At 69.9% G+C, this 15,332-nt stretch carries 13 protein-coding genes; 6 read left to right on the top strand and 7 right to left on the bottom strand.

The annotated features are described in order from the left end of the window. Window positions 1-24: 24 nt before the first annotated feature. Window positions 25-885, bottom strand: a complete 861-nt coding sequence (locus GA0074692_RS34020) for an HNH endonuclease (RefSeq protein ID WP_141725312.1) — start codon at window positions 883-885, stop codon at window positions 25-27. A 422-nt stretch (window positions 886-1,307) separates the two neighbouring features. Between GA0074692_RS34020 and GA0074692_RS16825 the strand changes: the two genes are divergently transcribed. After that, the gene (locus GA0074692_RS16825; protein ID WP_091645731.1) at window positions 1,308-2,399 is read left to right on the top strand and encodes an IS630 family transposase; all 1,092 of its coding nucleotides are present in this window, start codon (window positions 1,308-1,310) and stop codon (window positions 2,397-2,399) included. On the opposite strand, the gene GA0074692_RS16820 is transcribed toward GA0074692_RS16825, so the two are convergent. After that, the gene (locus GA0074692_RS16820) at window positions 2,378-2,890 is read right to left on the bottom strand and encodes a hypothetical protein (protein WP_141725311.1); all 513 of its coding nucleotides are present in this window, start codon (window positions 2,888-2,890) and stop codon (window positions 2,378-2,380) included. The two genes, GA0074692_RS16825 and GA0074692_RS16820, sit on opposite strands and share 22 nt — an antisense overlap. Window positions 2,891-3,210: 320 nt before the next feature. Between GA0074692_RS16820 and GA0074692_RS16815 the strand changes: the two genes are divergently transcribed. The 5 genes from GA0074692_RS16815 to GA0074692_RS16795 all read left to right on the top strand — a co-directional run bounded on the left by GA0074692_RS16815 (window position 3,211) and on the right by GA0074692_RS16795 (window position 7,416). Beyond that, window positions 3,211-3,702, top strand: a complete 492-nt coding sequence (locus GA0074692_RS16815; RefSeq protein ID WP_176738479.1) for a winged helix-turn-helix domain-containing protein — start codon at window positions 3,211-3,213, stop codon at window positions 3,700-3,702. Window positions 3,703-3,881: 179 nt separating this feature from the next. Beyond that, on the top strand, window positions 3,882-4,286 hold the full coding sequence (locus GA0074692_RS16810) for a transposase (protein WP_245730338.1): 405 nt from the start codon (window positions 3,882-3,884) through the stop codon (window positions 4,284-4,286). A gap of 251 nt (window positions 4,287-4,537) precedes the next feature. Further along, window positions 4,538-5,653 (top strand): helix-turn-helix domain-containing protein, encoded by a 1,116-nt coding sequence (locus GA0074692_RS16805; RefSeq protein ID WP_091645723.1) that lies wholly within the window; start codon window positions 4,538-4,540, stop codon window positions 5,651-5,653. A gap of 318 nt (window positions 5,654-5,971) precedes the next feature. Continuing rightward, window positions 5,972-7,174 (top strand): helix-turn-helix domain-containing protein, encoded by a 1,203-nt coding sequence (locus tag GA0074692_RS16800; protein WP_245730337.1) that lies wholly within the window; start codon window positions 5,972-5,974, stop codon window positions 7,172-7,174. 2 nt (window positions 7,175-7,176) lie between these two features. Further along, on the top strand, window positions 7,177-7,416 hold the full coding sequence (locus GA0074692_RS16795; RefSeq protein WP_091645720.1) for a hypothetical protein: 240 nt from the start codon (window positions 7,177-7,179) through the stop codon (window positions 7,414-7,416). Window positions 7,417-7,476: 60 nt separating this feature from the next. Here the strand turns inward: GA0074692_RS16795 and GA0074692_RS16790 are convergent, their stop codons facing one another. The 5 genes from GA0074692_RS16790 to GA0074692_RS16765 all read right to left on the bottom strand — a co-directional run bounded on the left by GA0074692_RS16790 (window position 7,477) and on the right by GA0074692_RS16765 (window position 15,330). Then, window positions 7,477-9,561 carry an NACHT domain-containing protein gene (locus GA0074692_RS16790; RefSeq protein WP_141725310.1) on the bottom strand — a complete coding sequence of 695 codons (2,085 nt, stop codon included), beginning with the start codon at window positions 9,559-9,561 and terminating at the stop codon, window positions 7,477-7,479. A 185-nt stretch (window positions 9,562-9,746) separates the two neighbouring features. Then, window positions 9,747-10,604: a spermidine synthase gene (locus GA0074692_RS16785; RefSeq protein ID WP_091645715.1), complete on the bottom strand. Its 858-nt coding sequence runs from the start codon at window positions 10,602-10,604 to the stop codon at window positions 9,747-9,749. A 97-nt stretch (window positions 10,605-10,701) separates the two neighbouring features. Beyond that, window positions 10,702-11,679, bottom strand: coding sequence for a hypothetical protein (locus GA0074692_RS34015; RefSeq protein ID WP_141725309.1), 978 nt, complete (start codon window positions 11,677-11,679; stop codon window positions 10,702-10,704). Window positions 11,680-11,707: 28 nt separating this feature from the next. Further along, the gene (locus GA0074692_RS16770) at window positions 11,708-14,182 is read right to left on the bottom strand and encodes an AAA family ATPase (protein WP_091645714.1); all 2,475 of its coding nucleotides are present in this window, start codon (window positions 14,180-14,182) and stop codon (window positions 11,708-11,710) included. Beyond that, window positions 14,182-15,330, bottom strand: a complete 1,149-nt coding sequence (locus tag GA0074692_RS16765) for an exonuclease SbcCD subunit D (RefSeq protein ID WP_091645712.1) — start codon at window positions 15,328-15,330, stop codon at window positions 14,182-14,184. Before GA0074692_RS16765 ends, GA0074692_RS16770 begins: the two co-directional genes overlap by 1 nt. Window positions 15,331-15,332: the final 2 nt, after the last annotated feature.

Genomic DNA, 15,332 nt, shown 5'->3' with positions numbered 1-15,332 from the left:
GACGGTCTGCTGAGTCGCTAATGGTTAGTCGCCGACAGAGATTACGGTACCCTGAACCGGCTTTCCGACACGAAGATGCCCCTGGATGGCGTTGGTTCCGGCTGGTTCGCTCTTCAAAGCGTCTCTGAACTCCCAGGCAACGAAGATTCGGCCCACCAATATCACGCCGGAAAGCTCCCGGCCGTTGTCGCTATACACGGCCAGCGCTGCTGGAGCGTCAGTTTGTGGTTGGTTGAACCGGCGAACGAATTGCCCCAGTGCCAGCGCGCTAGTTGGTACCTCTTGTCGGCTTGGGGCGTCGCGTGTGGCAATCAAATCGCGACGCACTTGATCGGAAATTGCGCCTCTTGGGATGCCCTTTAGGGCAATGCACATGCCTAAATATGCTTGTTTGAGCAGTGCGAGTCGATAGCGGTTCCGGTCTGGGAGGAGGCCGTTTAGATCAACCTCGCCACTCCTCAACATTTCTTCGAGGCTGGGATCGGACTTGCCATCGATGAGGAGTATGAAGCGCCCATTGCTTGTTTCTCTGTATGCGATTCTGCCGGACTTTCGTGCTCCAGGTACGTTCTCTGACCGGAACCGCGGAGCTGGGATAATCCAGGTGAACCAGTGAAGCAAGTCGGCCTCGACGTACCCCCCGAATTTGTTGTTGCAGGGGTTGCAGGTGCGGGTCATGACGATGCCGCCAAGGCTTGATGGAGGAAGGTGTTCATCGCTGGTTGCTGGGGCGGCGCAGACTGGGCAATGGTCGAATACGTGTGGATTCAGTGCTTCGACCACGTTGACCTTAGTCGGGTCGCCGTTCCCTGGAGGTGGTAACATCTGAATCATCTCACCGCCCGGAAGTTCTATGGACAGCGACTCTGGTGGCTTGTGTGTCATTGCCTGAACCCTTTTGGTTTATTCATTCTCAGAGCCCTGGTTTGTTGTCACGGTAAACGCATAAGCTGCGCCTATTTTCTCATCGCCTTTTTAGGCTGTAGTAGCCAATTGAAACGCCGAGAGCCTGAACGTGGTGAGCGACTAGCTTCTCGACATCAAATCGAGGATTGTCGGCGGTGGCGAAACTTGAAGCGTGCTGAGCAAATGCGATTATTAGGTGAACGAAGACTGCGGCAAGCCATAGGCGCTGCTCGGGCGTCAATCGGCGTAGCAGCAGGCGTTGCCTTTCCTGTTCCGGGGTCCACAGGGCGGGCTGCGTGTCTAGTGCCTCGTCTTGGAACGTTGATCGTGTAATCCGCTGGTTCTGAGGATCTGTCGGGCAGGCTGTCTCCCAGCGCTTCGACGGTGGGAGGTGGTGGCCGGTGGGTAGACGGCCGGAGGTGTTCGTCCGGCAGGTATCGATGACCGAGGGCCAGCGGTTGCAGCGGATCACCCGGACCGCGAAGGACCCGGTGAAGCTGCGCCGGGCGATCGTGGTGCTGATGTCCGCCCAAGGCCAACCGGCCCCCGACATCGCCCACCTGCTGAAGGTGACCGAGGACTACGTGCGGGACGTGATCCACGCGTTCAACGACAGGGGGTTCGACGCACTCGACCCAAAATGGAGCGGGGGCGCACCGAGACGGATCGATGAGCAGACCCGCGACTGGATCTGCGTCATCGCCCGGTGCGACCCCCGCTTCCTCGGCCGACCGTTCTCCTGCTGGTCACTGGCAAAGCTGCGGGACTACCTGATCGCCGCCGGCTACGTCACGACGGTCAGCGTCGAGACGATCCGCCGTGTCCTGCACGAACGCGGCGTGTCCTGGCAGGTCACCAAGACTTGGAAGGCCAGCACCGACCCCGACTTCACCGCGAAGATGCGCCGCATCCTCGACCTCTACGACCACCCGCCCGCCGACGGCCGGGTCCTGTGCGTGGACGAGTTCGGGCCGCTGAACCTGCAACCCCGACCCGGCCGCGCCTGGCGGCCCCAGGGCCAGCCGGTGCGACTACGGGCCACCTACACCCGTGACCAGGGCGTGCGGCACATGATCGCCGCCCTCGACCTGGCCACCGGCAGGCTGCACTACCGCATCCGTGACCGCAAGCGCTGGCAGGAGTTCCTGGCCTTCCTCAAGACCCTGCGCCGCCGCTGGCCCGACCAGCGCCTCTACCTGATCGTGGACAACTTCTCTCCGCACAAGCACCCCGAGGTCCGTGCCTGGTGCGCCGCCAACCGGGTGGACCTGGTGTTCCTGCCGACGTACGCGTCCTGGCTGAACTGGATCGAGGCCGAGTTCGCCGCCGTCCGCTACTTCGCCCTCAACGGCACCGACCACCGCACCCATGCCGAGCAGGACGCCGCCATCGGCGCCTACATCCGCTGGCGCAACCAACACACCCGACCGAAAACCGGGTTCGCGACCAACTCCAAGATCCGCCATCCGGATTACCCGTTCAAGGCTGCATGACGAGGCACTAGTGATTCCTCAGCTGTAGCCAGTAGTTCGCTCAGGAGGCCGGCCATGGGGTCGAGGGCCAGGAAGTTCTTGGCGATGGTGTCCTGGAGGCCGGCCATGGGGTCGAGGGCCAGGAAGTTCTTGGCGATGGTGTCCTGGAGGCCGGCCATGGGGTCGAGGGCCAGGAAGTTCTTGGCGATGGTGTCCTGGAGGCCGGCCATGGGGTCGAGGGCCAGGAAGTTCTTGGCGATGGTGTCCTGGAGGCCGGCCATGGGGTCGAGGGCCAGGAAGTTCTTGGCGATGGTGTCCTGGAGGCCGGCCATGGGGTCGAGGCCCAGGAAGTTCTTGGCGATGGTGTCGAGATCTTCGCCTGCGGTCCGCTCTACTGCATAACCTCTGGGCTCAGCCTGCGACTGCAGATCAGCCAAGAACCTTCGGGTGAAAATGCGTTGAACCCGCCACTGGCGATGCCGTCTGCGCTTGGGGCGGATGGGCTTTGCCACGCTGCGCACTGTAACCGATAGCTCCGACATCGGGCGGCGGTGCTCGGGGCGGCAGCGGTTGCGGCGGAACCAGCTTAAGGAAGCCCGCTGGACGCAGGGGCCAGAGTGCCGGATCAGCCCTCGGCGTTACGGGCATCCGCGGTCCGTCCCGTCCACACCAGACGCACAGATCCTTGGACGAAAAGGGAGAGGCGGGACGCCTTTGGGGCGGACCGAGTTCAGGCCGTCGCCAGGCCGTGGAACGTCGACTACAGATCTTGAAAGGTCAGCTTGGTCCACTGTGATGCGTGGTCTCGCCGGTCGGGGGTAGATCAAGGGGTATGAGGTATCCCGATGGTGGTGGCCTGTCCGAGCGGGGGCGGGCGAAGCGTGAGGCGGTGCGGCGGCAGGCGGCCGGGTGGTTCGCCGAGGGTGTGTCGGTGCCGGAGATCGCGTCCCGGTTGCGGGTGTCGCAGACCGCCGTGTACGGCTGGCGGCAGCAGTGGCGGGCCGGCGGTGAGGACGCCCTGGCGTCAAAGGGGCCTGGTGGTTCCCGGTGCCGCCTCGACGAACCTCGGCTACGGAGGCTGGCCGAGGCCCTGGACGAGGGGCCGGCCGCGCACGGGTTCGGTGACGATCAGCGGTGGACTCTGGCGCGGGTGTCGGATCTGATCGCGCGACTGTTCCACACCCGGTACACGCTGCGTGGCACCTCCTATCTGCTGCACCGGATCGGCTGGTCGGTGCAGGTCCCGAAGCATCGGCCCGTCGAACGGGACGAGGCCGCGGTCGTAACGTGGCGGCGGGAGGTGTGGCCGGCGGGAAAACGGTAGCGGCGCAGCGCAGGGCGTGGATCTGCTTCGAGGACGAGGCCGGTCAGACGCTGCGCCCACCAAAAGCCCGCACCTGGGGCCGACGCGGCCACACGCCGGTCGTGCCGACCTCCGGCAAGGGCTCCGGCCGGGTCTCGATCGCCGGTCTGACCTGCTAAAAGCCCGGCCGACGTTCCCGGTTGATCTACCGCACCATCACCCACCGCGGCCGCAAGGGTGAACGGCGCAGCTTCGCCGAGACCGACTACATCACCCTGCTCGACGCCGCGCACCAGCAACTCGGCGGCCCGATCGTCCTCGTGTGGGACAACCTGAACACCCACATCAGCGCCGCCATGCGGGGGTTGATCGCCGCCCGGGACTGGCTGACCGTGATCCGGCTACCCGCCTACGCCCCGGACCTCAACCCCACCGAAGGCGTCTGGTCACACCTCAAACGCAGCATCGGCAACCTCGCCGTCACCGGCCTCGACCACCTCCTCGCGATCATCAAGAACCGACTCAAGCGCATCCAGTACCGCCCCGACCTACTCGACGGCTTCCTCGCCCATACCGGCCTGGCACTCGAAACCGGCTCAACCTAGCCATTCAAGATCTGTAACGACGCCCAGCGGTGACAATCGATGCCCACTGCTTGTGCAGTTCAGGCGGCCTGCAAGTGACCTTTGCCCGGTTCGCCTGGCACCCGGTGACAGTTCAACGCCAAGTGATTCCTCGGTGAGGGCGGCGCGCGGCGTTACATAGCGTGTGGCGCGGGTGTACCGTCCGATGTGGCGGCCCGTCGGGGTAGAGGCCGGCGGGACCGCCGCCCCAGCCCTCTACCTGGGAGTACGTCGTGTCGCCCATTGCTGACCCGCGCTTCGGCGCAGAGCTTCGCCGGCTGCGTACCGAGGCCCGGATCTCGCTTCGCGCTCTCGCGCACGTGGTGTACCAGAGCAAGAGCCAGCTTCACGACCTGGAGGCGGGGCGACGGCAGCCGAGCGATGATGTGGCGAGACGGTTGGATGACGCTCTCGGCGCGGGTGGTCGGCTGGTTGTGTTGGCGCGTCCGCCCGAGTTGCCGGGCGACGGTGCCGACCGGATCGCCTTTGCTGCTCGTCATCCGATGCGGACTGATCCGGCTACGGTCGACGCGCTGGCTGATCTCCTGGCGAGTCAACGTCGTCTTGACGATGTTCTTGGTGCTGCCGCTGTCATGCCGGCGGTCCAGGCGAACCTGGATCTCGTCAGCCATCTGGCTCGTGAGGCGCACGACGACCTGCGGGGCCGGTTGATCGATCAGGCTGCGCAGTGGGCGCAGTTCGCCGGTTGGTTGGGTATCGCCGCCGGTGATCACGGCTGGTCGCGGTACTGGCTGAATCAGGCGTTGGAGTGGACCGTCGAGAGCGGGCATGACGCGCTGCTGGGTACGGTGCTGTCCTTCCGCGCCGATCTGGCCGGGCAGACGGGGGACATCGGTGCCCTGCTCGGCGTGACCCGGGCGGCGCTGACCAGGCCGGGTATGTCGCCGGGGCAGCTCGCGTACGACCATTACCAGCTTGCCCGCGCATATGTCCTCGCTGGTGACCGGCAGGCGGCGATCAATACTGCGGTGGCGGCCGCCGAGCGGGCGATAGCCGCGCTGGAGCACAAGGGCGAGATGCCGCCGTGGGACTACTACCGAGACCGGGCGTTCTTCGACCTGGAGGCCGGCACCACCCGGGCCGCGCTCGGACAGAACGAGGAGGCGGTGGAGTTGTTGACCGCCGGCCTCGACGGTCTGGATGCCGACTCGGCTTCGGCCGACTGGACCGGCACCTACGTGTGCCACCTCGCCGGTGCACAGCTAGCCATCGGTGAACGCGACAGCGCAGCCCAGTCGGTGGAGAGAGTCCGATGTATCGCCGCCCGAAACCGGTCCAGCCGCTTGTCCGCCCTTGTCCGCAACCTGTCCGCGTCCATGGACAAGTGACCGGACGCGTGCTACCTGGAACGTGACCGGCTGATCACCCGATGCTGTGACCAGGGCGGGTTCGCCACGGTCATCAGTACCGAGAATGCGTGACCCGCTCGGAGCCGGGTGCGGCGGTGTCGGTCCTTCCAGAGCACGCCGCCGCACCCCTACCAGCGGAGGTAGGGATGAGCGAGAACGCTCCGTCCGAGAGCCGAGGCGAGCAGATCCAGGCAGCAGAACGGGAGGCTGCCCGAGAACGGATTCTCGCGCAGGCTGAGGCGGATCGAATACCGGCTGAGGAGACAACCCGGGCTGTACCGGACCGGCGGTGGCGTCGTGAACAGCGGTGACCTGCTGCCCGTCGGTCGTCGGGTGGCGTACTGGCGTGGGCGGCGAAAGCTCTCTCAGCAGGTGTTCGCCGATCGGTTGGGCAAGTCGAAGAGTTGGGTGGACAAGGTCGAGCGGGGTGTCCGGTCGCTGGACAAGGTGTCGATCCTCCAGGACATCGCCGCCGTCCTGCGGATCGACACGGCGGTCCTCCTCGGCGGGGATGTCCAGCCGGCCGGGGTGACCGAGCATGTCGAGGGTGTGGAGCGGATCCGGGCGGCTCTGTCGACGTACGAGATCGCGTTGGAGCGCCCGGACGCCCGCCGTCCTGTGCTGCCGGCCGACGGGCTGGCACGGGAGGTCGCGCACGTATGGACCACCTTCCAGCACGCTCGCTACATGCAGGTCGTCGACTTGGTGCCGCAGTTGGTGGCCGACGCGCAACGCACGCACGCCCACGATTCCGGGGCGGGTCGGGTGCCGCTGGTGGAGGCGTACCGGGTGACGGCGTCGCTGCTGGTGAAGCTCGGTGCCCCCGACGTGGCGTGGCTGGCGGTCGACCGGGCGATGATCGCCGCTACCGGTGACCGGGTGTTGGTGGCTGCCGCCGCCGTGCAGCTCGGTCAGGTGTTGCGCGCCTCGGGGCAGGCGCGGGTGGCGAAGTCAGTGATGCTGGCCGCCGCGTACCGGATCGCCCCGCCCGTGATCGAGTATGGCACCCCACCCGAGCTGTCCCTCTGCGGAACCCTGCTGGTTCAGGCCGCTCTGGCCGCCGCCGGTGACGGGGACGACCGCGCCGCTGACGAGCTGATCGATGAGGCCGCCGACATGGCCGCTCGGGTCAGGGACGGTCACGACTACCACCGCACCGGGTTCGGACCGACGGCTGTAGAGCTTGCCCGGATCACCGCAGCGGTGGAACGGGGCGACGTGGAAGAGGCCGTGCTCTGGCACGAAAAGGCGATCAAGCGGGACGGGTGGCGGTGGCTTGCCGCCGAACACCGCGCCGCGTACCTGGTCGACGCCGCCCGCGCGTATCTCCAGGCTGACGATCCGATCAGTGCCGGACGGGTCCTGATCGAGGCCGACCGGATCGCACCCGCCGAGATCCGCCACCGACCAGCCGGGCGAGACATCCTCGCCCAAGTCGCCCGCGACCCTGCCGCCCCGGCGACGCTCATCCACCTCGCCGCCACCCTCGGGGTGGGCTGAGGATGACCGCGCCGTTCCTGTCCCTGACCCAGATCCGCAACCGGCTGATCCTCACCGCCCGCTGGATCCTCCGCGACCACCGACCCGGACCCGACGGACTCTGCCCAGTCTGCCGAGTCCCAGGCTGCCCGGTGGCGACCGCCGCCCGGAACGTCCTCCGTACCGCCGAAGAAGTACAGCAGCGGAGTACAGCAACCGAGCGGACCGAACCCGACGAGGAGAACCCCCAGCAGGCCGGATGACCTCGGACGATGCCCGATCCCACCGGCTTGCCACCGGTTCGCATCGAGGGGGCCAGGGGTTCACATTCCCTCAGCTCCACCCAGTTGAAGGGTGTCAGCAGGGCGTTGGCCATCAGTAGCCAGGTAGTCCTGGAGCCGGGCGTGGCGGAACTGGTAGGCCGCACCGACCCGCCGTAGGACCCCACGGTGGTAGGCGTCATGGAGGAACCGCATCAGCCGCCACGGGAGGCGCCCGGTTGCCGCCAGCCAGAAACGCGCCACACAGAACCAAAACCAGGTGCGACCATATCCGACAATTCCAAATAGTCCGAACATGCCCCCTGCGTAAAATCCAGCCGTGATCCCGGCTGAGGGTTCGAAAGCAATCCCGAAGCCAAGCCCGAATACGAGCGTAGGCCCAAGTCCGAGCGCGAGGAACAGTGTCCTGTTGTCTCGAATGGTCAGCCGGATATCGAGAATCTCGCTGCTTTTAGCGCGTTTGTCAAACCCGGTAACGAACCCGAAGATGACTCCGATAATGGTCCCAGCCAAGAGCCATCCTGCGAGTCCGGTCATGAGCTTGAACGCGAGCCCGATAGTGAGCCCGATCGCGAGTCCGGACACGAGCCTGAACAGCAGCCTTTTTGGGTTTATGTATATCCGTCCTGGAGTGGTGTCAATGACGGCTTCATCGGGAGAACCTACCACCAGGACAGCCGGAAATACGGTCATCCAGATTGTGAGGCCGCTTATGAGCGCGACCATCAATCCTCCTGTGCTCGCGCCCCAGAGTCCGCCTGCGATCGCAAGAACAAGGGCAAACACGGCTGCGAACAAGAGTCGGGGTCGGGGGACGGCGGCGAGAAGGTGCCACCAATGCAGGTCGCGGCTGCGTCGCTGTTGTAGATGGCGGGCAAGGAAGGCCAGCCATTGGCGGGCTTGATCCGGAGGATAGTCATGGAGGGATGGTGGGCTGTCGGTGTCGCGGGTGGGGGTGCGGGGGCCGTAGATAGCGGGTAGGTATGCCTGGAGCAGGTGTTCCTCAACCGAAGCCGGATCCGTGAAGGCAGTGAGTGCGGCCGGATCGGTATGTCGCGGGGTGTACGCGGTCCGGGCCAGGTACACCATCAGTGGGGTCGACAGGGTCTGCGCCAGTGCTCCCTGTGGGTGCGCCCGGAGGTGTTCCACGACGGGTGCCCATCGACGTTCGCCGTGGACCTGCCCAGCTCGTACGTACTCGCTGGCTTCCTGCCCGGTTACGGGCTCGATCTCCACCACTGCGGCCCGAGCCAAGGGGATGCCGGTTTCCTCGATGGTGTCCTGATATTCCTGGGACCGACAGGTGAGCACCAGCGGCCGGTCGCGGCTCACCACATCGGTCAACGCCGCCACTGCGGCGCCGCGCAGCCGTGGCGGCATTTCGTCCAAGCCGTCGAGCACCGGGATGATCCGGGACCAGTCAACCAGCCGTACCGCGACATTGGAGCCGAACCGGTCTCGATCGGTCAGTACCGGATACAGCTCCGCCAGTTGGCGGGCCAGCCACGTGTCCACATGCACGCGGTGGGGATCCCACTCCGTGAGGTTCATCAGCACCGGCACCGGCTCGTCGGCATCCCGGTCCTTCAATAGATCGAGGGTCAGTAGCAGCGCCAAGGATGTCTTGCCTGCCCCAGCGGCCCCAATCACCACCAACTGTCGGGCCGGCAGTTGCCGCCACTTGTCGGCGACCTCGGTGACATCGCCGTGCAGCTTCAACCGGATGACCCGGCCCGCTACGGGGCCGAGGACTTCCACTGGCGTGGCCGAGACGGGGCGTCCGGTGGACGACCAGCGCACCCGCAGAGGTTCAGGACGGAGTAGCCCTCGCGCCTTTGCCTCCTGATGCCACTGCTGCTGTACCTGCCTCGCCAGTTCTCCGCAGGCGCGGTCCAGCAGAACGGCTGGGTCAGGTTGCTCGGCGTGTGTCGCAATCCGCAGCGACATGAGACTGACGGCCAGGCTGACCAGGCCGACGAGTCCGCTGGCTACGCTGGCGAGCTGGTCTGCTGCATTGAGCCGGCCAGGGTGCCCCTTCGCCAGTGCGAGTAGCACCGCGACCAGCAGAAGGACGATTCCTGCGCCGACTCCGAGCCAGGCCGCCTTCCGGGCGCGTCCACTATGCACCAGACCAGTGTGGCCTACATCTGCAGGCTGTCACGTTCTCGTGCCTCGCCGTCATCCACCGCCCTGGTGGGCCAGCCCTCGCACCAGCAGATCACCGACCGCACCCGATTGGGACGACCCTCAGCGGGCCGGATGACCTCGGACACCCGATCCGGCCGCCTTGCCGCCAGTTCGCATCGAGGATGTCACCGGCGGACGGAGAAGAGTCCGGGCGGGGGTGGGGTGGAGGCGGTCGCCCCGGCGTCCTGGACCACCGTCGCGCCGCCGACGAACCGGTCCAGCTCCGCCCCGGCGAGCACCCGACCGGGGAACCAGTCCCCGGCGGCCCGCCGGGTGAGCGCCGCGACCGGCGGCTCCTCCCGGCCGGCGACCAGCACCAGGTTGCCGTACCGGCGGCCCCGCAGCACCGCCGCGTCGGCGACCAGGCAGGCCCGGGGCAGCACCGCCCGGACCGTCGCCACCTGGGCGCGGGCGTACCGCAGCGGTGGGCCGTCGGCCAGGTTGGCCAGGTACCAGCCCTCCGGGCGCAGCACCCGGGCCACCTCGGCGGCGTACTCCACCGAGGTCAGGTGGGCCGGGGTGCGGGCCCCGGCGAAGACGTCGGCGACGACCACGTCGTACGCGGCGTCGGGCGTGGTGGCCACGACCTCGCGGGCGTCGGCGACCCGGACCCGGATCCGGGCCTGCGCCGGCCAGGGCAGGGCCCGGCGGACCAGCTCCACCAGTGCCCCGTCCACCTCGACCACCCGGGACGTCGAACCGGGCCGGGTGGCCGCCAGGTAGCGGGGCAGGGTCAGCGCGCCGCCGCCGAGGTGCAGCACCCGCAGCGGTACGCCCTCCGGGGCGACCAGGTCCAGCGCGGCGGCGAGCCGCCGGACGTACTCGAACTCCAGGTGGGTCGGGTCGGTCAGGTCGACGTGCGACTGCGGGGCACCGTCGAGCAGCAGGGTCCACGACCCGGGGCGGTCGGCGTCCGGCAGCAGTTCGGCCTCGCCGGTGTCGACCCGCTCGACCGCCCGTTCCCCGCCCCGCCTGCGCCCCATCCGGCCAGTATCCTCGCCGGTCGCCGGTCGCCGGTCGCCGGTCGCCGGTCGCCGGTCGCCGGTCGCCGGTCGCCGGTCGCCGGTCGCCGGTCGCCGGTCAGCGGCGAGCGCGGCGGGCGGCGGCGGAGAGCGCCCGGTGCAGCAGGCGGGCGTCCCCGAGCAGAGCCCGCAACCGGCGTTCCAGGCCGGCGATCGGGACGAGGTTCTGCGGGGCGCGTGGGTCCTTGTACGGGGTGGAGGCGAACCGGGGGAGGGTGACCAGCGAAAGGTCGGCCAACGCGACCGCCTCGGTCGGCTCCAGGTCGGGCGAGCACTCCACCCGGACGATGCCCGCCCAGGGCGCGCCCCGGGCCACCGGCAGCCGCAGATACCACGACCAGCCGCCCCAACCGGTGCCCACCCGTAACCGGAACACCGGGCAGCGCTGACCCGGCTCCAGCGCGGTCACCACCGCCGTCAGCCGGGCGTCGAGATACTGGCTGTGCTGCGTCTTGACGTACCCGAGGGTGCGCGGCAACTGCCGCCGGGCGCGTAGCGGGCCGTCCACCACCAGCAGGTCACCATCGGTACGGGCGGCGTCGGAGACCTGCACCTCCAGCGCGGTCAACGGGCCCTGCACGGCGGCCGGCAACTTGCTCAGCTCGCCGCTGCCGCCGACCCGGTGCACCGGGTAACGCACCGACCCGGCGACCATCTCCTGCGCCGACGGGCTGGCCGTGAACAGCCCCCGGGCCACCCGGGCGCCGGCCATCTCCGCCGCGCCCCGCCCCAGGTCGCAGCGGACCACCCCGGCCGCGTACGACGCCGCCACCCCCGGGTAGGAGACGCCGTCCGACTCGGCCGTCCAGACGCTGGCGTCGATCCGACGTACCCCGTCGACCAGGAGCACCACCTCGGGTGCGTGCACCCCCGCCCGCGGGCCGACCGCCCGCCAGTCCGCCGTCGGCAGCTCCACGTCCGGGTCGACCTGGGCGCTGCTCGGCGCGGCCGGGCCGCCCGGGGACGCCTCGAACGACGCCCCGTACGCCGGGTCCCACGCGTCCACGAAGAACTGCGGACGACCCGCCCCGCTCACCGGGCTGGCCTCTCGTTCGCGACTGCGCTCACAGGCCACTCCGTTCGACGCGGGCGCTGCGGGCGTCCTTGCGGACCTCGAAGCGGACCGGGATCCGTTCGGCGAGCGCCGGCACGTGGGTGACCACCCCGACCATCCGGTCGCCCCGGGCGGCCAGGCTCTCCAGGGTGGCGGCCACCGTGTCCAGGGTGGCCGCGTCGAGGGTGCCGAACCCCTCGTCCAGGACGATCGACTCCAGGCTCGCCGCCGTGGTGGACATGCCGGCCAACTGCTCGGACAGCGCCAGCGCCAACGCCAGCGACGCCTGGAAGGTCTCCCCGCCGGAGAGGGTCCGCACCCCGCGTCGCAGCCCGGCGTCGTGGTGGTCGACCACGAAGAACTCACCCTTGTCGTGGACCAGGTCGTACTGCCCGCCGGAGAGGTCCCGCAGGATCCGGGAGGCCCCGTCGACCAGCAGGTCGAGCGCCTCCGCCAGCAGCCACCGCTCGAAGTTGTTGGCCCGCAGGTGACCGGCGAGCGCGCGGGCCACCCGCGCCTCCCGTTCGTGTCCGGTCCGCTGTTCGCGCAGCTCGGCGGCCTGCTCCCGGCGTTCCACCAGCCGCCGGTGGGCCGCCTCGGCGCGTTCTACCGCGACGGTGGCCGCGCGGACCGGATCGTCGGCGATGGGCAGCCCGGCGGCGATGAAGACCGCGGTGATCCGCTCCTCCACCGCCCCGACGGCGGCCTCCGCCTCCGTCACAGACGCGGCCCGGCCCACCCGGTCCGCGCGGCGCCGGTCCGCCTCCCCGCCGGCCCAGCCGGCCAGCCCCGCCCAGGCGGCGGCGACGTCGTCCCGGTCGGCGGCCGGCGGACCGAACCGGGCCAGCCCGTCGCGGACCGTGTCGAACTCCCGCCACCCGGCACGTAGCCGCTCCTCGGCCGCCTCGGCCGCCGCCCGGGCCCGTCGGGCGGCGTCCCGGCCCGCGCGGACCATGCCGGCCGCCTCGTCCAGGGCGGCTCGCAACCGGGCGTGTTCGGCCAGCTCGTGCCGGAGCGCGTCGGCGGTGGCGGCCCCGGCGAGCCGCTCGTCCAGCTCGGCCAAACGGCCGCCCAACTGGTCGTGCTGGGCCCGGGCGCGCAGCAGCACCCGCTCCAGGTCCCGGGCAGCGCTGTCGCACTCCTGCACCCGCCGCTTCGCCGCGTCGCTGGCGGTCCGGGCCGCCTTGCCGGCGGCCACCGCCCGTGTCACCGCCGAGCCGGCCGGAACCGCTGGCACCCGGGGCACCACCTGCTCGCACACCGGGCAGCACGCCCCGTCGGTCAGGTGCGCCCGCAGCGCCACCGCCTGATCAGCGGCCTTCGCGTCCTCGTGCGCCCGGAACGCCGCCTCCAACTCGGCCTCCGCCTGTTCGGCTGCCGCCCGGGCCCCGGCCAGCGCGGCCACCGCCGCGTCGTGCTCCGCCTCCGCCCCGGCCACCGCGGCGGCCACCGACGCCACCTCGCCGGTGAGCCGGTCCCGGTCGGCGTGCGCGGTGAGCAGCAGCCGCAGCGCGCTCTCGTCCCCCGCCCCGGCCAGCTCGCCGCGTAGCTTCTCCTCGCGTTCCTCGGCCAGCGCCACCGCCTTCGCCGCCCCGTCGACGTCCGCCCGCGCGGCGGCCACCGACCGGGCAACCTCGGCCACCCCGTCCGGCGCGCGTACCGCGTCGAGCACGGCCAGGTCGGCGTCGAGGGCGGCCAGCGCCGCGTGCGCGTCCCGCGCCGCCGCCCGGGCCCGATCCCGCTCCGGTACGGCGTCAGCGACCGCCTCGGCCAGCTCGTGCGCCCGGGTCACGGCGGACTCCGCCTCGGCCAGCGCCGCGTCGTCGACGTCGGTGAGGCCGCCGAGTGTCCGGTCGACCTGCTCCAGCCTCGCCTCGGCCTTCCCAGCCCGCTCGGTGGCCCGCTTCTGCACCTCCTCGTAGACGCCGAGACCGAGCAGGTTGACCAGGATCTGCTGCCGGGTGGCCGGCTTGGCATGCAGGAAGTCCGCGAACTGCCCCTGCGGCAGCACCACGCAACTGGTGAACTGCTCGTACGGCAGCCCGACCGCCTCCAGGACCGCCTGCTCCATCTCGGCCGGGGTGCCGGCCAGCACCTCGCCGAGGTCCTCCGGGCTGAGTCCGGTGTCCAGCTTGGTGACGTCGAAGCCGGGTGGCATGAGCTGCAACCCGGCGTTGGTGGTCTTGACGGCGCCCCGGCCGTCCCGGCGGACCACCCGGGTGGCCACGAACCGGTCCCCGGCGGACTCGAACACCAGCCGGACCCGGGCCTCGGTGGAGGACGGGGCGAGCGCGTTGGCCAGGCCCCGTGCCCCGCCCCAGCGGGGAACCGTGCCGTAGAGGGCGAAGCAGATCGCGTCCAGCACCGTCGACTTGCCCGATCCGGTCGGCCCGACCAGCGCGAAGAAGTCGGCGTCGGTGAAGTCGACGCTCGTCTCCTCGCGGAAGACGGTGAAGCCCGCCATGTCCAGCCGCATCGGGCGCATCAGCGGTCGACCTCCTCGAACAGCTCGTCGAACAGCTCCCGCACCCCGTCGTCGTCGTGCCCGCGTCCGGATAGGTAGTCGGCGAAGAGCTGCTGCGGGGAACGGCCGGCCCGCTGGGCCGCCCGGGCACTCCCGGGAGCGGGCACCAGCTCCGGGTCGATCCGGATCTCCAGCGCCCGGGGGAGCAGCTCCTGGACCTCCTCGCGCAGCCCGGCGCGGGGCTGCTCCCGGACGAACACCCGCAGCCACCCCTCCGGCGGCTCCACCTCGGCGAGCTCGGCCAGGGTGCCCCGGACGGTGCGCAGCGGCACCGCGGCGGAGACCGGCACCTCGCGGACCTGCGCCGCCGTCCGGGCGGTCACCTCGACCAGCGTCACCGAGCAGACGTTCTCCTGCTCGCCGAAGTCGATCGCGATCGGGCTGCCGCTGTACCGCACCGGGCAGGGGCCGTCGACCCGCTGGGCCCGGTGGAGGTGCCCGAGCGCCACGTAGTGGGCGTTGCCCGGGAAGACGGTGGCGGGGACGGCGTACCCCATGACGGTGTGCGCGTCCCGCTCCCCGCCGCCGGTGCTCGCGCCGACCACGGTCAGGTGCGCGGTGACCAGGTGCACCCGGTCCGGTTCGGCGAACCCCTCGGTGAGCCGGGTGAGCACCCGCCCCAGGTGGTCGGCGTACGTCTGGGTGGCCTCGGCGGCGGTCAGCTCGTACATCTCCACCGCGCGGACGGCGTACCGGTGGGAGAGGAACGGCAGCGCGGCGAGCTGCCAGCGCTCGCCGTCCCGGGTCGTCCCGTCGATCACCAGGTCGGCGGGGTTGGTGTCCCGGACGCTGCCGCGCAGGACGATCCCGGCGGCCTCTGCCCACGGGCGCAGCGCGTCCAGGGCCGGGCCGTTGTCGTGGTTGCCCCCGACGGCGACCACGTCCGCGCCGGTGCGGCGCAGCGCGGTCAGCGCCCGGGTGACCAGCCGGGTGGCCTCCGGGGTGGGGGAGCCGGTGTCGTAGAGGTCACCGGCGACGATCACCAGGTCGGGCCGCTCCTGCCGGGCGATCTCGATGACCTGGGCGAGGACCTGCTTGTGCTCCTCGGCGCGGGACTGGCCCTTGAGGACCTTGCCGACGTGCCAGTCGGAGGTGTGCAGGATCTTCACAG

It is taken from the genome of Micromonospora pallida (genome assembly GCF_900090325.1).
Classification (GTDB): domain Bacteria; phylum Actinomycetota; class Actinomycetes; order Mycobacteriales; family Micromonosporaceae; genus Micromonospora; species Micromonospora pallida.
This window is presented reverse-complemented; position numbering and strand designations above follow the sequence as displayed.

Excerpts from the sequence above, each read along its gene's own strand:
- GA0074692_RS16770 (WP_091645714.1), bottom strand. The coding sequence starts at position 14,182 with ATGCGCCCGATGCGGCTGGACATGGCGGGCTTCACCGTCTTCCGCGAG.
- GA0074692_RS16815 (WP_176738479.1), top strand. The coding sequence starts at position 3,211 with ATGAGGTATCCCGATGGTGGTGGCCTGTCCGAGCGGGGGCGGGCGAAG.
- GA0074692_RS16795 (WP_091645720.1), top strand. The coding sequence starts at position 7,177 with ATGACCGCGCCGTTCCTGTCCCTGACCCAGATCCGCAACCGGCTGATC.
- GA0074692_RS16785 (WP_091645715.1), bottom strand. The coding sequence starts at position 10,604 with ATGGGGCGCAGGCGGGGCGGGGAACGGGCGGTCGAGCGGGTCGACACC.
- GA0074692_RS34020 (WP_141725312.1), bottom strand. The coding sequence starts at position 885 with ATGACACACAAGCCACCAGAGTCGCTGTCCATAGAACTTCCGGGCGGT.